Source organism: Rhodococcus sp. Z13 (genome assembly GCF_025837095.1).
GTDB lineage: Bacteria > Actinomycetota > Actinomycetes > Mycobacteriales > Mycobacteriaceae > Rhodococcus > Rhodococcus sacchari.
Map to the genome: position 1 here is coordinate 3,106,246 of NZ_CP107551.1, position 18,791 is coordinate 3,125,036.

Genomic DNA, 18,791 nt, shown 5'->3' on the forward strand with positions numbered 1-18,791 from the left:
ATCGTGAGGACTGATCGCACCGCGATCGTGAGGACCTCTCACGGATACGACACAGGCCGGGCACCCGTCCCCCAACGGATGCCCGGCCTGTGTCGACCTGGCGTCGGATGTCTCGGCTCAGGCCCGTACTCCCCGTACCGGGCCGGAAACCGTTCTCAGACTATTCCGCGCTTGAGGCGGCGACGTTCCCGTTCGGAAAGTCCGCCCCAGATACCGAACCGCTCGTCGTGAGCGAGGGCGTATTCGAGACATTCGTCCCGAACCTCACAGCCCATGCAGATGCGCTTGGCCTCCCGCGTGGAGCCACCCTTCTCGGGGAAGAATGCCTCCGGGTCGGTCTGTGCACAGAGCGCACGCTCCTGCCACTGTTCCCCACCGTCGTCCGGGTCTCCGAACCCCGAGATCAAACTCAGGATGGGCGCCCCGTAATCCGGATCGTCACAGACGCTCTCGCCTGCAGTGTCCGTCCGAGTGAGCTCGAAGATGTCGCGCTCGCCGGCCATTGTCCCTCCTCACCTGCAGCGCCGAATCATGACCGGGGGTCAACCCGCTGCCATTCGTCGAACAGTCGTTCGAATGCGGGATCACCGCAAGGAAACTCGGATTCGATTACCGAATGACACGTATGTGATTACACACTTCGGGTGTGTCGCGGTCAAGCGGAGCGGCGCTGTTCACATATCATCGGCCGGTTTGCCTCGAGCCGCTTCGGATGGCGCGCGACCGGGTGCGGGGTGCACCGCTTAGGCTTGGCCCGTGAATGTGACTGTATTGGTCGGAGGTGTCGGTGGGGCGCGTTTTCTCAAAGGTTTGCGCCGACTTCTCGATATTTCCCCCGGCGTCGACCCGGATCCGGACGCGCCGCACCGCATCACGGCGATCGTCAACGTCGGCGACGACGTCTGGATGCACGGCCTGAGGATCTGTCCCGACCTCGACACCTGCATGTACACCCTGGGTGGCGGGATCGACGAGGAACGCGGCTGGGGCCGCGCCGGTGAGACCTGGAGCGCCAAGGAGGAACTCGCCGCCTACGGCGCCATCCCCGATTGGTTCGGTCTCGGCGACCGCGACATCGCCACGCATCTCATCCGCACGCAGATGCTGCGCACCGGCTACCCCCTGTCCGCGATCACCGAAGCGCTGTGCACACGCTGGAAGCCGGGCGTGACCCTGCTGCCCGCCTCCGACGACCGCAGCGAGACCCACGTCGTCATCACCGATCCCGAGGACGGCGAACAGCGCGCCGTGCACTTCGAGGAGTGGTGGGTGCGGCACCGCGCCCAGGTGACCACCCACAGCTTCGCGCACATCGGCGCGGAGGAGGCCAAGCCCGCCCCCGGTGTCCTCGAGGCGATCGAGAACGCCGACGCGGTGCTGCTGGCCCCGTCGAACCCGGTGGTGAGCGTCGGTGCGATCCTCGCGATCCCCGGCATCCGCGGTGCCCTGCGCACCACCTCCGCCAAAGTCGTGGGCCTGTCCCCGGTCATCGACGGAAAGCCCCTGCGCGGTATGGCCGACGCCTGCCTGGACGTCATCGGCGTCGAGACCAGCGCGGAGGCCGTGGGCCGCTGGTACGGCGCCCGCTCGGGCACCGGCATCCTCGACGGCTGGCTCGTGCACTCCACCGACACCGCCGAGGTGCCGGGTGTGGAGGTCCGCTCCGTGCCGCTGCTCATGACCGACACCGACGCGACCGCCGAGATGGCCCGCGCCGCCCTCGAACTGGCCGGAGCGAACCTGTGATGTCCCCCGACACCGTCACCGACCCCGCCGTGCGCGACCACGCTCCCGGCGGCCCGATCGAGATCCGGCCCGTCGCCGGGCTGCCGGAGTTCCGGCCCGGCGACGATCTCGCCGCGGCCATCGTGCAGGCGGCGCCCTGGCTGGCCGACGGCGACGTCCTCGTCGTCACCTCCAAGGTGGTCTCGAAGGTCGAGGGACGGATCGTGCCCTCCCCCACCGAGCCCGACGCCCGCGACGCGCTGCGCCGACGCCTGGTGAACCAGGAGGCCGTGCGGGTGCTCGCCCGCAAGGGCCGCACCCTCATCACCGAGAACAAGCTGGGCATCGTGCAGGCGGCGTCCGGCATCGACGGCTCGAACGTCGACGGCGCCGAACTCGCGCTGCTTCCCGAAGATCCCGACGCGAGTGCCGCGGCGCTGCGCGAGCGGATCGCGGCGCTGCTCGGGGTGCGGGTCGCGGTGGTCGTCACCGACACGATGGGCCGCGCCTGGCGCAACGGCCAGACCGACGCCGCGATCGGCTCGGCCGGGCTGCCCGTCCTGTACGGCTACGCGGGGTCGCACGACTCGCAGGGCAACGAACTGATGGTGACCTCGGTGGCGGTGGCCGACGAGATCGCCGCCGCCGGGGATCTGGTCAAGGGCAAGCTCGGCGGCGTGCCCGTCGCCGTGGTGCGCGGCCTCGACCTGCCCGACGACGGCTCCACCGCCCGGTCGCTGATCCGCAGCGGCGAGGAGGACCTGTTCTGGCTCGGCACCGCCGAGGCCCTCGAACAGGGCCGCCGCGAGGCACTGCTGCTGCGCCGCTCGGTGCGGCAGTTCGCCGCCGAACCGGTCGACCCGGAGGATCTGCGGGAGGCCGTCGCCGACGCGCTCACCGCCCCGGCCCCCCACCACACCCGCCCGGTGCGATTCGTGTGGGTGCGCACCGAGCAGGTGCGACGCCGGTTGCTGGACCGGATGCGCGAGAAGTGGGCCGAGGACCTGAGCGGCGACGGCCTGTCCCCGGACGCGATCGAACGCCGGCTGGCCCGCGGCGCGATCCTCTACGACGCCCCCGAGGTGATCGTGCCGTTCTGGGTGCCCGACGGCGCCCACCGCTATCCCGACGCGCAGCGCACCGCCGCGGAGGCCACGATGTTCACCGTCGCCGCCGGTGCCGCGGTGCAGGGTCTGCTCGTGTCCCTGGCCACCCGCGGGCTGGGCAGCTGCTGGGTGGGGTCGACGATCTTCGCGCCCGAGGTGGTCCGGGAGGAACTCGGGCTGCCCGCCGACTGGTCGCCGCTCGGCGCGGTCGCCGTCGGCTATCCGCTCACCGAACCGGAACCACGCGACCCCGCGGACCCGGGCGACGCCCTCGTGGAGCTGTAGCCGTGTCGGCGCGTTCCCTGCACGCCTCGGCGATCGACCGGCTCACCGCCTGGCGCACCGATTCCGAGGACGCCGAGTCGCTGCGGCACACGATGCTCGCGTTCCTCGACTCGGCGCCCGACGGGTGCCTGCGCGAGCACGTGCCCGGGCACATCACGGCGTCGTCGATCGTCCTCGACGCCGACCACCGCCACGTACTGCTCACCCTGCATCCGCGGGTGGGCCGGTGGATCCAGCTCGGCGGGCACTGCGAGCCGGGCGACGAGACGGTCGTCGACGCGGCGCTGCGCGAGGCCCGCGAGGAGTCGGGCATCGACGATCTCGTCATCGACCCGGAACTGCTGTCGGCGCACACGCATCCGATCACGTGTTCGCTGGGGGTGCCCACCCGGCATCTCGACCTGCGGTTCCTGGTCACGGCCCCGGTGGGGGCACAGCCGGTGCGCAGCGAGGAATCCACCGACCTGCAGTGGTGGCCCGTCGACGCGCTGCCGCCGGAGGCCGAGCACGACACGATCGCGCATCTGGTGCGGCTCGCCGGTCTGCGCCGCTGAGCGGCGCAGACCGGGGGCACACCGGAAACAGCGGCGTCGGAAAGGTTTCAGAAGCGGACGGGCGCGAGCTCGGGATACTTCGGGGTGACACCGTCGCCGGAGGAGACCCCGCGCAGCCGGCGCCCGACCCACGGGATCAGGAATGCGCGGGCCCACTCGAGGTTCTCGGCGCGTTCCTCGGCGCGGGTCTTCGCCGGCAGTTCACCGAGCTGCACCGGTTCGAGGGTGTGCTCGACGCCGAGCAGGTCGAGCACCCGGATCGCCATGTTCCGGTGTCCCGCGGCGGACATGTGCAGCCGGTCGAAGTCCCACATGCGCAGGTCCCGGTACTCGTCGAAGCGCCAGAAGTCGACGATGGTCGCGCCGTGCCGGTCGGCGATCTCCCGGACCAGCTCGTTGTACACCGCCCAGCGGCCCCGCAGCGCCCGGAAGACCGGCGCCCAGCTGCCGTCGTAGGCGGTCCACATGAGGATGCGCGCGCCGGTCGCGGCGAGCTTGCCGATCGCCTCGTCGTACTCGGCGGCGAGCGCGTCCAGGTCGAGCTTGGGCCGCATGAGGTTGTTGCCGCCCGCGTAGATCGTCACCAGATCGGGCCGCATCGCGACGGCCGCGTCGAGCTGCTCGTCGATGATCGGCCGCAGCAGCCGACCCCGGATGGCGAGGTTCGCGTACGCGAAGTCCTCCGAGTGCCGGGCCAGCTCACCGGCGACGAGGTCGGCCCAGCCGCGCAGCCCGTTCGGACGCGACGGATCCGGGTCGCCGACCCCCTCGGTGAACGAGTCCCCGAGCGCCACATACCGTTCGAAAGCCATCTCGCTCCTTCTCACACGTCGGTGCTGAAGCGGATGCCGCCGTCGGGGATCTTCACCCCAGGCCACACCCGGGCACCACGCAGCAACTCGCATCGGGCACCGATGTCGGCGCCGTCGCCGATCACGCCGTCGCGGATCAGCGCGCGCGGACCGACCCGCACCCCGAAGCCGACGATGGTCCGCTCGATCACCGCACCGGCCTCGACCCGCGCACCGTCGAAGATCACCGCGCCGTCGAGCCGGGCCCCGGCACCGATCTCGGCGCCACGACCGACGACGGTGCCGCCGATCAGCAGGGCACCCGGCGCCACCGAGGCACCGGGATGCACGAGCGCCTCACCGCGCTGCCCCTCGAGGGCGGGCGACGGGGCGATGCCGCGGACCAGGTCGGCGGAGCCGCGCACGAAGTCCTCGGGAGTGCCCATGTCGCGCCAGTAGGCGGCGTCGACGTGGCCGAACACCCGCTTGCCCTCGGTCAGCAGCGCCGGGAACACCTCGCGCTCCACCGAGACCGGGCGGCCCTCGGGGATCGCCTCGATGATCTCGCGGCGGAAGACGTAGCAGCCGGCGTTGATCTGGTCGGTCGGCGGGTCCTGGGTCTTCTCCAGGAAGGCGGTGACGCGGCCGTCCGCGTCGGTGGGCACGCAACCGAACGCGCGGGGGTCGCCGACCCGCACGAGGTGCAGCGTCACGTCCGCCTCGGTACGCAGGTGCGTGTCGAGCACCGCGCCGAGATCGGTGCCGCCGAGTACGTCGCCGTTGAAGACCATGACGTTGTCGGCCCGCAGCCGCGGCAGCACGTTGCGGATACCGCCGCCGGTGCCCAGCGGTTCGGTCTCGGTGACGTACTCGATCTCGAGTCCGAAGTCGGAGCCGTCGGCGAAGTGCTCCTCGAAGACCTCGGCCTTGTACGAGGTGCCGAGGACGACGTGCTTGATGCCGGCCTCACGGATCCGGGCGAGCAGGTGCGTCAGGAAGGGCACCCCCGCGGTGGGCAGCATCGGCTTCGGCGCCGACAACGTCAGCGGACGCAACCGCGTGCCCTGACCGCCGACCAGGATCACCGCATCGGTATGCGGTGCTGCAGCACTCGTCATCGTCTCCCCTGTTCACTGTCGTTGCCGATCGGCACCTGCCGATCGGTGTCCGCCTTACGGCGTTCCCGGACCGCGGCGGCGACCGCGATCTTCGATCGCACCTGCAGTCCCGCGCGCAGGGCCCACCGCAAGGGTGCCTGCCAGGGATGCGGATGGCGATCCGCCTGGAAACGGTAGGCACTCTCGTGGTGTGCCGGAAGCATGAGCTCGGGATGCCGGCCTGCGGCGTGCCCCTTCGCGTGGGTGACCACCGCGGACGGGACGTAGACGTTGAGCCAGCCGGCCCGGCCGAGCCGGTCGCCGAGGTCCACGTCCTCCATGTACATGAAGTACCGCGAGTCGAAACCGTCGACGGAGTCGAAGGCGGCGCGGCGCAGCAGCAGGCACGAGCCGGACAGCCAGCCCACCGGGCGTTCGCTGATCTCCTCGTTCTCCTGGCGGTACCGCCGGGTCCACGGGTTCGACGGCCAGACGCTGCCGAGCAGCGCGTGACCGGCCCCGGACACCAGGGTGGGCACCGCCCGCGCCGACGGGTAGACGCTGCCGTCGGGTTCGTGGATCAGCGGCCCGAGCGAGCCGGCGCGCGGCCAGCGGCGGGCCGCCTCGAGCAGTTCGTCGAGCGAACCGGGTCCCCAGCGCACGTCGGGGTTCGCGACCACGACGAATTCGGCCGACGGGTCGATCTCGGCGACGGCCCGGTTGACCGCGGCGCCGTAGCCGATGTTCCCGCCGGTGCGCAGCAACCGCACGTTCTCGTGCGCGGCTTCGGCGGCCTCGGGGGCTCCGTCGGTCGAGCCGTTGTCGGCCATGACCACCTGCGTCGGGAGTGCGGTCGCGGAGGCGAGCGAGGTGAGAAAGTTCTCGAGGTGCTCGCCGGGCGAGTAGGTCACCGTCACCACGGCCAGCGTCGATTCCACGCGGGCCACCTTAGCGACCTCATCGGTGTGCGACACCTCACGGCCCGCGTTTCCCGCACGTGGTGCGTCGTGTTCCCAGGTCAGGCCCGGCATCGGTCGCGGCACCGTCGGCGGCGAGCGCCGCGTGCAGCGCCTCGCGCCACGGCCGCAGCGGCGTCAGCCCGGCCTGCGCCCAGGCACCGCCGTCGAGCACCGAGTAGGCCGGGCGCGGGGCCGGGCGCACGAACTCGTCGCTGCTGCACGGGTGCACACGCTCCGGATCGGCGCCGATCTCGGCGAACACCGCCCGCGCGAGGTCGAACCAGGTGGCCTCCCCCGTGTTCGTCGCGTGGAGGATGCCGCCGGGCACACCGGCGGCGCGACCTGCCAGCTCGAGCAGGGCGTCGGCGAGGTCGCGGGCGTAGGTGGGGCAGCCGCGCTGGTCGTCGACGACGCGCAGGGTGTCGCGTTCGCGTTCGAGCCGCCGCATGGTGGCGACGAAGTCGTTGCCGTCGCCCGTGTAGACCCAGGCGGTCCGCACGACGTGCGCCGACGGCAGCGCGGCGAGCACCGCCTGCTCACCGGCGAGCTTGGTGCGGCCGTAGGCGGTGCGCGGGCCGGTGGGGGCGTCCACCCGGTAGGGCTCGGTGGCGTCCCCGGCGAAGACGTAATCGGTGGACACGTGAACCAGATGTGCGCCCTTGTCGGCGCACACGGCGGCCAGCACTCCGGGGCCGGTGCCGTTGACGGCCGCGGCTCGTTCCTCGTCGGTCTCCGCAGCGTCCACGGCGGTGTAGGCGGCGGCGTTGATCACGACGGATCCCGGTTCGACGGCCGCGGCGACGGCGGCGGGATCGGTGATGTCCACCTCGGCCGAGCCGACCCCGCGGACGGGGAGCCCAGCGGCAGTGGCGCGGGTCACGAGATGACGGCCGAGCTGGCCGTGGGCACCGGTGACGAGGAGATTTCGCACCGGGAAAGTCTGGCACGCCGGAGTGGTGCACGCCGACCGGGTACACCCACCAGTAGCCTTCGAACCGACACCCGAACCACGACAGGAGGAGTACCCGGTGCCGTCCGACCCCCCTCGCCGCAGCGGCGACCGTCCCGGCTCGCCGGGGCGCCGCACCCGCGCGGACGGCTCGGCACACGGCGAGCCCGGTGCCGCCCGACCCAGGCGCAGCCGGACCACGGATCGTCCCGGTGTCTCCCCCGACCGTGCCTCCCGCGAACCGCAGCGGGTGGCCCCCGACGCCGCGAGCGCGGCCCGGATCTACCACGGCCGGCCCTGGCAGGTCGCCGTGGCGATCGCCGCCTGCCTCGTGCTCGTCGTCACCGGTGTGGCCTGGCGCAGCGTCGACTCGCTGCAGTCCTCGCTCGCGTCCGTGCGGGGGCTGGGCCTCGGCGACGGTGAGGACGGTGCCGTCGACATCCTGCTGGTGGGAACGGACAGCCGCACCGACGCCCACGGCAACCCGCTGTCGCAGCGCGAACTCGACGCGCTGCGGGCCGGCGAGGAGATCGCCAACAACACCGACACCATCATCCTGATCCGGGTGCCCAACGACGGCCGGTCCGCGACCGCCCTGTCGATCCCGCGCGACACCTACGTCGAGGTGCCCGGGATCGGCATGTCGAAGATCAACGCGGCCTACGGCGCGACCAAGGCGCTGCGCGCCGAGGAACTCGTCCAGACGGACACCGACCCCGACGAGGTCGAGGCCGAGTCCACCCAGGCGGGCCGCGAGGCGCTCATCGAGTCGGTCGCCGACCTCACCGGGGTGACCGTCGACCACTACGCGGAGGTCGGGTTGCTCGGCTTCGTGCTGCTGACCGACGCGGTCGGCGGTGTCGAGGTGTGCCTGAACGCCCCGGTCGACGAGCCGCTGTCGGGGGCGCGGTTCCCCGCGGGCCGGCAGACCCTGCAGGGTTCGGACGCGCTGAGCTTCGTGCGGCAGCGACACGACCTGCCGCGCGGTGACCTCGACCGGATCGTGCGGCAGCAGGTGTTCATGGCCTCGCTCGCGCAGAAGGTGCTCAGCGCGAAGACGCTGTCCAATCCGTCGAAGGTGAGCCAGCTGACCGCGGCGGTGCAGCGGTCGGTGGTGCTGGACTCCGACTGGGACATCATGGCGCTGGCCACCCAGCTGCAGGGCCTGGCCGGCGGTGCCGTGACGTTCTCGACGATCCCGGTCCAGGACATCAACGCGATGACCGACTACGGCGAGTCGGTCGTGCAGGTCGATCCCGACGAGGTCCGCGACTTCGTGGCCGAGCTGATCGGCCGCGAACCCGACGGCCGCGAGACCACCTCCACTCCGGTTCCCGCCCCGGACATCGATCCGTCCACGGTCACGGTCGACGTGGCCAACGCCGGATCCGTCGCCGGTCTGGCCTCCGAGGTCTCGTACTTCCTGTCCGCCGAGGGCTACGGCGAGGGCGAGGTGGGCAACTACACCGGCTCCGGCGTCGGGACCTCGACGGTCTTCGGTGCGGACGAGGATGCCGACGAGACCCGCGCGGTCGCCGCGGCGCTCGGCGGGCTGAAGACGGCGTCGGATCCGTCGCTGCCCTCGGGCACCGTGCGGGTGGTGCTCGCCGGCGACTACACCGGGCCGGGTTCGTCGTCGTACACGGGCTCGTCCACCTCGGCCTCCGCGGCCGGCGCGGACCTGATCCCGGCCGGTGGCACGCCCACACCCGCTCCCGCCGCCCCACCGATCGACGCGGGTTCCGACGGACCCCGCTGCGTCAATTGACGCGAACCCCGCTATGTGAACCGAGGTAGATGTGACGACTCTGACCGACCGGTTGCTCGATCCGATCCTCGCCGCCGATCCGGCAGGCCCCCGGATCACCTGGTACGACGACGCCACCGGCGCCCGGATCGAACTGTCCGCGCTGACCCTGGCGAACTGGGCGGCGAAGACCGCCAACATGATCCGCGACCAGTTCGGGGTCCTGCCCGGCGGCCGCGTCGCGGTGCTGCTGCCCGCGCACTGGCAGAGCGCCGCGGTGCTGCTCGGGGTGTGGTGGGCCGGCGCCGAGGTGGTGCTCGACGCCGATCCCGACGTCGATCTCGCACTCGTCACCCCCGACCGCCTCGACGAGGTCGCCGACGTCGCCGAGGTCGCGGCGCTCTCGCTCGACGCCTTCGGCGCACCCGTCCGCGACCTTCCGCCCGGCATCACGGACTACGCCACCGATGTGCGTATGCACGGGGATCGGTTCCGTTCGTCCGGTGCCGGCGACGTCGTCCTCGACGGCCGCTCGCTCACGGACGTCCTCGACGCGGCGCGGGCCGCGGCGGAGAACGCCGGGATCGATGGCGGCGACCGCGTGTTGTCGAGCCGCGACTGGTCCGATGCGGACGCCGTCGTCGAGGGTCTGCTCGCCGTGTTCGCGGCCGGTGCGTCGCTGGTGCAGGTGAGCAATCCGGATCCGGCGGCGACCGAGCGTCGCGTCACCAGTGAGAAGGTCACCGTCCGTCTCGACGGCTGAGTCCACCTACCTGCGGTAGCCGCCGTCGGCGAGACCCGCTTCGATCTCGAAGCTGTTGCGGGCACCGGGATTGCGCAGCTCCTCCCGCAAGTAGCGGACCGCGAATCCGAGGCCGTACCGGGCCCATTGGTCGGCGTGCACCGCCTCGTGCCGCAACAACCGGCGCGACGGCAGCGCCGAGGTGAGGAAGACTCCACCGAGAGTCGTTCCGCCGCGGGCGAATCCACCGCGCATGCCCGAGCAGACGAACAGGCCGGTTTCGTCGTCGAAGGACACCGAGCCACCCCAGGCGCGTCCCCAGCACAGGGCCAGCGCCGTGACGGCACGCACCGACGGCACACCCCGCGCGGCGCGTACCCACCTGTCCCGGAACCGGATCCGTCTCGTCATCCCGTCAGCCTACGGCCGGACGCGCAGACGTGGGAATCGTCACGAAAGTTGCTCCGCGAGCTGGGAGTTCACGTGCGCGCCACGATCGCGGCGTAATACCGGCCGACGGTGATCCGATGAATCGTCACGGAAGGTTCGACCGATCGTGGGTGCACCCACGGAAAGGCGAAGGTACTCCTCGTGACTCGATTCGACAGCCCGTCGCTCAGCAGGCGGACCGTGCTCAAGGCGGCGCTCGCGGGCGCCGCCGGACTGACCGGGGCCGCCGCACTGACCACCTCCCGTCCTGCGGTCGCCCGTGCCGTCCCCGCGGGCGGCTACGAGGAACTGTGGGTCGGTTCGGACATGGGCCCGATCAAGGTCCAGGTCCAGTGGGCCCGCCGCGGTGGCAGCGCCGCGTTGTACATGCTCGACGGGATGCGTGCCCGCACCGACGCGAACGCGTGGTCGTTCGAGACCAACGCGTTCGAACAGTTCGCACTCGACGACGTCACCCTCGTGATGCCCGTCGGCGGCGAATCGAGCTGGTACAGCGACTGGTACAATGCGAGCAACTTCAACCAGCAGAGCGTCACCTACAAGTGGGAGACCTTCCTGACCCGGCAGCTGCCGGACGCGCTTGCCGCGCGGGGCGTCGACCGCACCCGCACCGGCATCGTGGGTCTGTCGATGGGCGGTACCGCGGCCCTGAACCTCGCCGCGCACCACCGCGACCAGTTCAGGTTCGCTGCGTCGTTCTCCGGTTATCCCTGGCTCACCGCACCGGGCATGCGCACCGCCGTGCGGATCGCGATGCTCGACGCCGGGCTCTACAACGTCGACGCCATGTACGGCCCGCCCTGGGACGGGACGTGGGTGCGCAACGACCCCTTCAGCCAGGCCGAGAGCCTGCGCGGGCTGCCGATGTACATCTCGGCCGGCAGCGGCATCCCGGGTTACGCCGACGGCATCGAGAACATGGTCGATCTGGTGAACACCGTCAACGGCATGGCACTCGAGGCACTGTCGCTGGCGACCACCCGGGCGTTCCAGGTCCGCCTCGCCACCCTCGGGATCGGCGCGATCTACAGCTTCCCGAACGTCGGCACCCACAGCTGGCCCTACTGGTCCGGTGAACTGTGGCAGGCCCGCCCGCACATCCTCACCGCGCTCGGCGCCTGGTGACCCCACGGCCCGTGGGGTGATCCGCCGTCGGCGGACCACCCCACGGTGTCCGTGCGGTGTCGGCGTCAGCCGGCCATCGCGGCGACCGGGGAGACCCGGCTCGCCCGGCGCGCCGGCACCAGCGAGGCCACCACCCCGGCGAGCCCGCCCACCAGCACGATCGCCGCGAGCTGCCACCACGGCACCGCGCCCACCGCGAGATGGCTCGCGCCGATCACCGAGGCGGTGCCCGCCGCGCCGAGGAGCAGACCCAGAGCGACCCCGAGGAAGGAGGCGACCCCGGCGATGATCGACGCCTCCCGCACGAGCAGGCTCCGCACCCCGGCCCGCGACAGGCCGACCGAGCGCAGCATCGCCGTCTCGCGGCGCCGCTCGAGCACCGACAGTGCCATCGTGTTGCCCACGCCGATCAGGGCGATCACCGTGGCCACCGACAGCAGACCACCCACGATGAGCAGCATCGTGTCGAGGATCTTCTCCAGCATCTGACGCACCTGGACCGCGCCGACCACCTCGCTGCCGGGCAGAGCCGTCGCGGTGATCTTCGCCAGGTCGTCGGTGACCGCGACGAGGTCCTCGTCGGACAGCCCGTCGTCGAGCTTGAGCCACAGCGTGTCCGGGGCGACGGCACCGGCGACGGCGGTCAGGTCGCTCCACGCGATCATGTCCGGCATCCCCGCCTCGGTCGTGGCGACGGTCAGGTCCCGGCTGCCGGCCGGACCGCCGACGGTGACGGTCGCGCCGTCCTCCACACCCAGTGAACCCGCCAGCGACTGCTCGAGCACGATCGTGCCCGCCTCGGGCAGCCGCACCTCCCGGCGGAGGGCCGAGGCCATCGCCTCGGGGTCGACGCCGAGCACCGAGGTCTCCGTCCCGTCGAGCGTGAGCTCCACGGTCGCGATCTCGGCACCGGCACGCACCCGGTCGACGGAGGTCAGCCGCGCGGACAGGTCCGCGGGGATCCCGTCCCCCGGCGCGGACACGGCCATGTCGACGGGGAACTGCTCGTCGATCACCTCGGGCGCACCGACCTTGAGGGTGCCGACACCCACCACGATCGTCGCCGTGAGGGTCACGCCGATGAACAGCGCGGTGGCCGTCGCCGCGGTGCGGCGGGGATTGCGGCGGGCGTTGCCCGCGGCGAGCGTCGCGAGCGGCCCGCCGATGCGGGCCAGGACGTCGCCGACGGCCGCGACCGCGGCCGGCACGAGCCGGCGGGACGCGAGCACGACGCCGACGAACAACAGCAGCCCACCCGGGCACGCGAGCATCACGTTCGCGACGGCCACCCCGGCGGCGAGCAGCAGTGTGCCGCCGACGATCACCAGCGCCGCGCAGATGCGGCGCAGCCACGAGTCGCGGACCGGTTCCGGCTGCGTCTCGAGCGGTTGCAGGGCGGCCAGCGCGGGGACACGGGTCGCGGCGCGGGCGGCGCCGTTGGCCGCGACGACCGTCATCCCGGTGCCGACGATGAGACCGACGAGCACCGTCGTGACGGTCACGGACACGGAGGACAGCGGGATCGGGGCGTCGACCGCCCGGGCGGCAGCCACCACCGCGGCCGCGAGCCCGCATCCGGTGAGCACGCCGAGCGCCGCGGAGACCAGCCCGACGACGAGCGCCTCACCACGGACACTGCGGCGCACCTGGGCGGCCGTGACGCCGACGCACCGCATGAGGGCGAGCTCGCGGGTGCGGGCGGCGAGCAGCACCGAGAAGGTGTTGGCGATGACCAGCCCGGCGACGACCACCGAGATCGCCGCGAAGCACAGCAGGACGTTGCGCAGCAGGGAGATGTCCCCGACGTAGGCGCCGGCGACCTCGGTGGCACGATCCGCGCCCGAGACCACCTCGGCGCCCGGCGCCACTGCCTCGACCGCGGTCCGCACGGCGTCGAGGTCACCCATGACACGCACCTCCCAGTCGGTCGTGTCACCGGTCCACGCGCGCACCTGCGCGACGTCGCCGAAGACCGACCCGGCGTTCAGGGCGAGCGCCGACCCCTCGAGGTCGACGATGCCGACGACCTCCACCGTCGACGGGGGCACGGACCCGGCCACGTCGAGGATCGTGACGGTGTCGCCGATCGCGCGGCCCGCCGTCGAGCCGACGGCGACCTCACCGGGAGCGGACGGCCAGTGCCCGTCGCCGAGCCGCTGCCAGCGCAGGGTTCCCTCGGGGGCCACCGCCGTCGCGGTGCCGTGGGAGGACGCGCCGTCCGCGTCGACGAGACGCACCGGTCCGGTCACGTCCAGCGCGGCCTCCTGCACTCCCGGTGCGGTGGCGACGGCGGCGAGCAGGTCGTCGGCCGCGACGTCGCTGTCGCCGGGAAGGACCGCGGCGGAGACGTTCTCGTACTGCTCGGCGGTGGACTTCGTGACGGACGCGCTCACCGTGTCGCCGAGCACGAGGGTGGTGACGACGAACGCGACCGCGACGAGCACGGCCAGCGCCGACGCGACGTAGCGGCCGCGGTGGGCGCGGGCCTGCGCCAGGACCAGATGCCTCATCGGACCGTCGCCGCCGTCGCCGAGCGCAGCTCGCGCATCGTGTCGATCACGGAATCGACCGTGGGATTCTCGATGCCGCCGGCGAGCCGGCCGTCGGCGAGCCGGCCGTCGGCGAGCAGCACCACCCGGTCGGAATAGGACGCGGCGACCGGATCGTGCGTGACCATCACGACGGTCTGCCCGGTCTCCCGCACGCTCGACCGCAGCATCGAGAGCACCTCCGCACCGGCGTGGGAGTCGAGATTGCCGGTGGGTTCGTCGGCGAAGATGACGTCGGGCTGCGGCAGCAGCGCCCGCGCGACGGCGACGCGCTGCTGCTGCCCGCCGGACATCTCGTGCGGGCGGTGATCGAGCCGGTCGCGCAGCCCGAGGCGGCCGGTCACCTCGTCGAACCATTCCGGCGACGGGCGGGTCCCCGCCAGACGCATCGGCAGCAGGATGTTGTCGCGGGCCGTGAGCACGGGCAGCAGGTTGAAGGCCTAGAACACGAATCCGATCCGGTCGCGGCGCAGTTCGGTGAGCACCGTGTCCGACGCGGAGCTGATCTCGACGTCGACGCGGTGGCGGTCTCCGTGGAGGATCACCCGGCCGGAGTCGATGCCGTCGAGCCCGGCGAGGGCGTGCATGAGCGTCGACTTCCCGGAGCCGGAGGGACCCATGATGGCGGTGAACCGGCCTCGTTCGAAGGCGACGGTCACGCCGTCGAGGGCACGGACTTCGGCGTCGCCGCGCCCGTACACGCGGACGACCCGCTCGGCGGTGCACGCCGGGACGAAAGAACTGATCGAGGTCATGTCTCGACCGTAGAAATCCTGCGGCGCAGGCACATCGGCCCGGAAACCGATCTTCGTCCCGGCGGTGTCCTACCCCGGGAGGACCGCTCCTCCCCGGGGATGACACCGGAGTCCTATTCCCCCGAGCCGAGCAGTTCGTCGGGGCGTACCAGGCCGGCGCGGAAGGCGAACAGCACCGCCTGCACCCGGTCGCGGGAGCCGGTCTTGGCGAGGACCCGGCCCACGTGGGTCTTCACGGTGGTCTCGGAGAGCACCAGCCGCTCGGCGATCTCGCCGTTGGTCAGGCCGTGCGCCATCGCGACGAGCACCTCGAGTTCGCGTGGGGTGAGGTCCTCGGGGATCTCGACGGGCGTCGACCTCCGTTCGGCGGTGTCGAGAAGCGGTGAGACGTGTTGCAGCAGCGACCGGGTCGCGCGCGGGGCCATCACGGCGTCGCCGCGGTACACCGTGCGCACCGCCGCGAGCAGGTCCTCGGGCGGGGCGTCCTTGAGCAGGAACCCGCTCGCCCCGGCGGCGATGGCCTGCACGACGTAGTCGTCGTTGTCGAAGGTGGTGAGCACCACGACCTTCGGGGCGCCGGGGGTGCTCAGCAGCGACCGGGTCGCGGAGATCCCGTCGACGCGGGGCATCTGGACGTCCATGAGCACCACGTCGGCGCGCACCCGCGCGAGCTCGGCGAGGGCGGCCGCACCGTCGGACGCCTCGGCGACGACCTCGATGTCCGGCTGCGATTCGAGCACCATGCGGAAGCCGGCGCGGACGAGCTGCTGGTCGTCGACGAGTCCGACACGGATGATCGTGTCGTCTCCGGTCACGGGTTCGGTCACGGCCTCCACCCTAGGCACCGGCCGGCAGGGGCAGTTCGGCGCGGACCCGGTAGCCCCCGCCGTCCCGGGGTCCGGCGATCGCGCGGCCACCGTGCAGGCGGGCGCGTTCCTCGATGCCGGTCAGGCCCTGCCCACCCGGCCGGGCCTCGACGAGCGCGGCCGCGCCCCGGCCGTCGTCGACGATTTCCACGACCAGCGTGTCGGCACACCAGTCGAGGTGCACCTGCGCGAGCGCGCGGGGACCGGCGTGTTTGAGGACGTTGGTGAGCGACTCCTGGACGATCCGGTAGACCGACAGGCCGAAGCCCTCCGGCACCGCGCGGGACCGCCCGTCGACGGTGAACTCCACCTCGATCCCGCTGGTGCGCATCTGCTCGACGAGCGCCGGCAGGTCGTCGACACCGGGAGTGGTGGTGAACTCGCGCGGGGTGTCCTCCCGCAGCACCGACAACAGCGACCGCATGTCGGTGAGGGCGCGACGGCCCGTGTCCGCGATGGTGATCAGCGCGTCGGCGGCCGCCTGCGGATTCGCCGCGGCGGCGTAGCGGCCCCCATCGGCCTGCGCGATGATCGCCGTGAGCGAGTGCGCGACGATGTCGTGCATCTCCCGGGCGATGCGGGTGCGTTCCTGCGTCGCGGCGAGTTCGGCCTCCTTGAGCCGCTCGAGTTCGAGCAGCCGATTGCGTTCGGTGAGCGAGTCCATCTCCCGCAACCGCAACCCGCGCACCCGCCCGAAGGCCCACACCCCGGCCAGGAAGACCGCCACGAACGTCGCGGCGGCGACGGCCTCGAGCACCGTGCGACCCTCGTACTGCCCGAGATACCGCAGCCCGGCGAGGGCGCCACCGAGCAGCGCGGCCCCGAGCGCGGTGTTCGCCGCCCAGCGCGGGGCGTAGGCGGCGAGGGCGTACACGGCGACGGGCACGGCGATCGTCGCGAGCGGCAGCAGGTGCGGCAGGAACGCCAGATGCACGTAGGCGGCGAGCGCGACGATCGCGCCCGCCACCACGGGCCGGCTCCGACGCCACGCGAGCGGCACCGTGAGCGCGAGCGAGACCAGCAGTTCCGGAACCGACCGGCCGTCCGCGAGGTACAGGACGAATCCCGTCAGCGCGAGCAACCCGGCGAAGGTCCCGTCGATCACGCCGGGGTGGGTGCGGGCCCACCGGTTCCACCGTTCGAGCAGCGGTGTCCTCTGCACGGCGCGGGGCTCCGTCAGCCGAGCAGCTTCTTGCGCAGCGCCTCGTCCTTCTCGAGCACCATCTGCTCGAGGCCCGCCTGGAAGTTCTCCATCCGCTCGCGCAGCGCGGCGTCGGAGGCACCGAGGATGCGGGCGGCGAGCAGGCCGGCGTTGCGGGCGCCGCCGATGGAGACGGTCGCGACCGGCACACCGCCGGGCATCTGCACGATCGACAGCAGCGAATCCATGCCGTCGAGGTACTTCAGCGGCACCGGGACGCCGATCACCGGCAGCGGCGTGGCCGAGGCGACCATGCCGGGCAGGTGGGCGGCGCCACCCGCACCCGCGATGATGACCTTGATGCCGCGACCCGCGGCGGACCTGGCGTAGTCGAGCATGCGCTGCGGGGTGCGGTGCGCCGAGACGACACCCACCTCGAAGCGGATGCCGAACTCGGCCAGCGCCTCGGCGGCGGCCTGCATCGTCGGCCAGTCGGAGTCGCTGCCCATGATCAGGCCGACCTGTGCACCCTGTGCCATGTCACTCACCGTTCTCTCCCGTGTGCTCGTTCCAACCGTCGGTCCACTCCGCGTGCGAGAGCCAGTGCGCGGCCCGCTCCGCCCGTTCACGGACGGCGGCGACGTACTCGGGGTCGTCGATCGAGCCGGACGGATCGCCGAGCACGTTGACGTGACCGATCTTGCGGTCCTTGCGCTCGCCCTTGCCGTACAGGTGGACGTGCACGTCCGGCATCCGCGCGAACAGGTGGTGCAGGCGCTCGTCCATGCTCATCTCCGGCGCCTCCGGGGCACCGAGCACGTTCGCCATCACCGTCACCGGCGCGATGGGGCTGGTGTCGCCGAGCGGGTAGTCCAGGACCGCACGCAGGTGCTGCTCGAACTGGCCGGTGCGGGCACCGTCCATGCCCCAGTGACCCGAGTTGTGCGGGCGCATCGCCAGTTCGTTGACGACGAGCTCACCGGATTCGGTCTCGAACAGCTCGACGGCCATGACACCGACGACGCCCAGTTCCCCGGCGATCCGCAGGGCGAGCTGCTCGGCGGCCGCGGCGACCTCCTCGGGCAGGTCCGGGGCGGGCGCGATGACGACGGCGCACTGCCCGTCGCGCTGGACGGTCTCGACGACCGGCCACGACGCGCCCTGGCCGAACGGGGAGCGCGCGACCATCGCCGACAGCTCGCGCCGCCACGCGATCTTCTCCTCGGCGAGCAGCGGCACACCGGCGGCGAGCTGCTCTGTGACGACCCGCTCGAGTTCGGCGTGGTCCTCGAGGATCCACACGCCGCGGCCGTCGTAGCCGCCGCGCGCCGCCTTGAGCACGTAGGGGTCGCCGAGAGTGCCGAGGGCGGCGCGGGCGTCCTCGACGGAGGTGATCTCCGCGAACTTCGGCATCGGGGCGCCGAGCTCACCGAGCCGCTTGCGCATCGCCGTCTTGTCCTGGGCGTAGATCAGGGCCTGCGGGGGCGGCAGCACCGCGACACCCTCGCGCTGCAGCACCTCGAGGTGTTCGGTGGGCACACCCTCGTGGTCGAAGGTCAGGGCGTGGGCACCGGTGGCGGCCTCGCGTAGGGCGTCGAGGTCGTTGTGGCTGCCGAACACCACGTTGGGGCTGACCTGGGCTGCGGGCTCGTCGGGGCTGCCGGCGAGGACTCGCAGCGTCTGGCCGAGCGCGATCGCCGCCTGGTGCGTCATACGCGCGAGCTGACCGCCGCCGATCATGGTGACGACCGGCATACCCGTCGTCAGGGTGCGGGGAGTATCGGATCTGGGGGACGAATCAGGTCTGCCTGTCACGGGTAACCATGGTGTCACAGCACGTCGTGCCGCTTTCGTGGCGCTCCCTCGGGGCGCGCGGGGAGCGCGGCCCCCGCCGTGGGCGTGCGCGAGCGGAGATGTGTGGGTATGCCGACAAATGAACCGATGTTTCGG

At 72.0% G+C, this 18,791-nt stretch carries 17 protein-coding genes and 1 pseudogene; 6 read left to right on the top strand and 12 right to left on the bottom strand.

The features are described 5' to 3' along the window. Positions 1 to 155 precede the first annotated feature (155 nt). Entirely contained in the window at positions 156 to 416 is a 261-nt protein-coding gene (locus tag OED52_RS14305; protein ID WP_264154713.1) for a WhiB family transcriptional regulator, read from the bottom strand. Between the two features lie 340 nt (positions 417 to 756). Between OED52_RS14305 and cofD the strand changes: the two genes are divergently transcribed. The 3 genes from cofD to OED52_RS14320 are packed head-to-tail and all read left to right on the top strand — an operon-like array spanning position 757 to position 3,670. After that, positions 757 to 1,746 (top strand): 2-phospho-L-lactate transferase, encoded by a 990-nt coding sequence (gene cofD / locus OED52_RS14310; RefSeq protein WP_264151527.1) that lies wholly within the window; start codon positions 757 to 759, stop codon positions 1,744 to 1,746. After that, the gene (locus OED52_RS14315) at positions 1,746 to 3,116 is read left to right on the top strand and encodes a coenzyme F420-0:L-glutamate ligase (RefSeq protein WP_264151528.1); all 1,371 of its coding nucleotides are present in this window, start codon (positions 1,746 to 1,748) and stop codon (positions 3,114 to 3,116) included. The genes cofD and OED52_RS14315 overlap by 1 nt, the downstream gene beginning before the upstream one ends. A gap of 2 nt (positions 3,117 to 3,118) precedes the next feature. After that, on the top strand, positions 3,119 to 3,670 hold the full coding sequence (locus OED52_RS14320) for an NUDIX hydrolase (protein WP_264151529.1): 552 nt from the start codon (positions 3,119 to 3,121) through the stop codon (positions 3,668 to 3,670). A 47-nt stretch (positions 3,671 to 3,717) separates the two neighbouring features. Here the strand turns inward: OED52_RS14320 and OED52_RS14325 are convergent, their stop codons facing one another. The 4 genes from OED52_RS14325 to rfbD are packed head-to-tail and all read right to left on the bottom strand — an operon-like array spanning position 3,718 to position 7,448. Beyond that, complete coding sequence (locus tag OED52_RS14325) at positions 3,718 to 4,482, bottom strand: SGNH/GDSL hydrolase family protein (protein ID WP_264151530.1); 765 nt, start codon at positions 4,480 to 4,482, stop codon at positions 3,718 to 3,720. Positions 4,483 to 4,493: 11 nt separating this feature from the next. Then, the gene (gene manB / locus OED52_RS14330) at positions 4,494 to 5,579 is read right to left on the bottom strand and encodes a mannose-1-phosphate guanylyltransferase (protein ID WP_264151531.1); all 1,086 of its coding nucleotides are present in this window, start codon (positions 5,577 to 5,579) and stop codon (positions 4,494 to 4,496) included. Beyond that, positions 5,576 to 6,496 carry a glycosyltransferase family 2 protein gene (locus tag OED52_RS14335; protein WP_264151532.1) on the bottom strand — a complete coding sequence of 307 codons (921 nt, stop codon included), beginning with the start codon at positions 6,494 to 6,496 and terminating at the stop codon, positions 5,576 to 5,578. Before OED52_RS14335 ends, manB begins: the two co-directional genes overlap by 4 nt. A 37-nt stretch (positions 6,497 to 6,533) precedes the next feature. Then, positions 6,534 to 7,448 carry a dTDP-4-dehydrorhamnose reductase gene (gene rfbD / locus OED52_RS14340; RefSeq protein ID WP_264151533.1) on the bottom strand — a complete coding sequence of 305 codons (915 nt, stop codon included), beginning with the start codon at positions 7,446 to 7,448 and terminating at the stop codon, positions 6,534 to 6,536. Between the two features lie 298 nt (positions 7,449 to 7,746). On the opposite strand from rfbD, the gene OED52_RS14345 reads away from it, so the two are divergent. Together OED52_RS14345 and OED52_RS14350 are read left to right on the top strand one after the other, a co-directional pair. Continuing rightward, positions 7,747 to 9,234, top strand: coding sequence for an LCP family protein (locus OED52_RS14345; RefSeq protein ID WP_264154714.1), 1,488 nt, complete (start codon positions 7,747 to 7,749; stop codon positions 9,232 to 9,234). Between the two features lie 31 nt (positions 9,235 to 9,265). Then, positions 9,266 to 9,976 carry a TIGR03089 family protein gene (locus OED52_RS14350; protein ID WP_264151534.1) on the top strand — a complete coding sequence of 237 codons (711 nt, stop codon included), beginning with the start codon at positions 9,266 to 9,268 and terminating at the stop codon, positions 9,974 to 9,976. Between the two features lie 6 nt (positions 9,977 to 9,982). On the opposite strand, the gene OED52_RS14355 is transcribed toward OED52_RS14350, so the two are convergent. Further along, complete coding sequence (locus tag OED52_RS14355; protein ID WP_264151535.1) at positions 9,983 to 10,366, bottom strand: hypothetical protein; 384 nt, start codon at positions 10,364 to 10,366, stop codon at positions 9,983 to 9,985. A gap of 180 nt (positions 10,367 to 10,546) precedes the next feature. Between OED52_RS14355 and OED52_RS14360 the strand changes: the two genes are divergently transcribed. Further along, positions 10,547 to 11,530 carry an alpha/beta hydrolase gene (locus tag OED52_RS14360; RefSeq protein WP_413247666.1) on the top strand — a complete coding sequence of 328 codons (984 nt, stop codon included), beginning with the start codon at positions 10,547 to 10,549 and terminating at the stop codon, positions 11,528 to 11,530. A gap of 65 nt (positions 11,531 to 11,595) precedes the next feature. Here OED52_RS14360 and OED52_RS14365 read toward each other — a convergent pair whose 3' ends face one another. The 6 genes and pseudogenes from OED52_RS14365 to OED52_RS14390 form a co-directional block, all read right to left on the bottom strand. After that, a complete protein-coding gene (locus OED52_RS14365; RefSeq protein WP_264151536.1) occupies positions 11,596 to 14,040 on the bottom strand; it encodes an FtsX-like permease family protein in 2,445 nt (814 codons plus the stop codon). Continuing rightward, positions 14,037 to 14,834, bottom strand: a pseudogene (locus tag OED52_RS14370) (ABC transporter ATP-binding protein). The gene OED52_RS14365 and the pseudogene OED52_RS14370 overlap by 4 nt, the downstream one beginning before the upstream one ends. 113 nt (positions 14,835 to 14,947) lie before the next feature. Continuing rightward, a complete protein-coding gene (locus OED52_RS14375) occupies positions 14,948 to 15,670 on the bottom strand; it encodes a response regulator transcription factor (RefSeq protein WP_264151537.1) in 723 nt (240 codons plus the stop codon). 1 nt (position 15,671) lies between these two features. Then, positions 15,672 to 16,862, bottom strand: a complete 1,191-nt coding sequence (locus OED52_RS14380; protein WP_264151538.1) for a sensor histidine kinase — start codon at positions 16,860 to 16,862, stop codon at positions 15,672 to 15,674. 14 nt (positions 16,863 to 16,876) lie between these two features. Next, the gene (purE, locus tag OED52_RS14385; RefSeq protein ID WP_264151539.1) at positions 16,877 to 17,380 is read right to left on the bottom strand and encodes a 5-(carboxyamino)imidazole ribonucleotide mutase; all 504 of its coding nucleotides are present in this window, start codon (positions 17,378 to 17,380) and stop codon (positions 16,877 to 16,879) included. A 1-nt stretch (position 17,381) separates the two neighbouring features. Continuing rightward, the gene (locus OED52_RS14390) at positions 17,382 to 18,656 is read right to left on the bottom strand and encodes a 5-(carboxyamino)imidazole ribonucleotide synthase (RefSeq protein WP_264151540.1); all 1,275 of its coding nucleotides are present in this window, start codon (positions 18,654 to 18,656) and stop codon (positions 17,382 to 17,384) included. Positions 18,657 to 18,791 lie beyond the last annotated feature (135 nt).

What these genes read in the sequence shown, in the direction of transcription:
- OED52_RS14315 (WP_264151528.1), top strand. Translation starts at nt 1,746, where the DNA reads ATGTCCCCCGACACCGTCACCGACCCCGCCGTGCGCGACCACGCTCCC.
- purE (WP_264151539.1), bottom strand. Translation starts at nt 17,380, where the DNA reads ATGGCACAGGGTGCACAGGTCGGCCTGATCATGGGCAGCGACTCCGAC.
- OED52_RS14355 (WP_264151535.1), bottom strand. Translation starts at nt 10,366, where the DNA reads ATGACGAGACGGATCCGGTTCCGGGACAGGTGGGTACGCGCCGCGCGG.
- OED52_RS14325 (WP_264151530.1), bottom strand. Translation starts at nt 4,482, where the DNA reads ATGGCTTTCGAACGGTATGTGGCGCTCGGGGACTCGTTCACCGAGGGG.
- manB (WP_264151531.1), bottom strand. Translation starts at nt 5,579, where the DNA reads ATGACGAGTGCTGCAGCACCGCATACCGATGCGGTGATCCTGGTCGGC.
- OED52_RS14365 (WP_264151536.1), bottom strand. Translation starts at nt 14,040, where the DNA reads ATGAGGCATCTGGTCCTGGCGCAGGCCCGCGCCCACCGCGGCCGCTAC.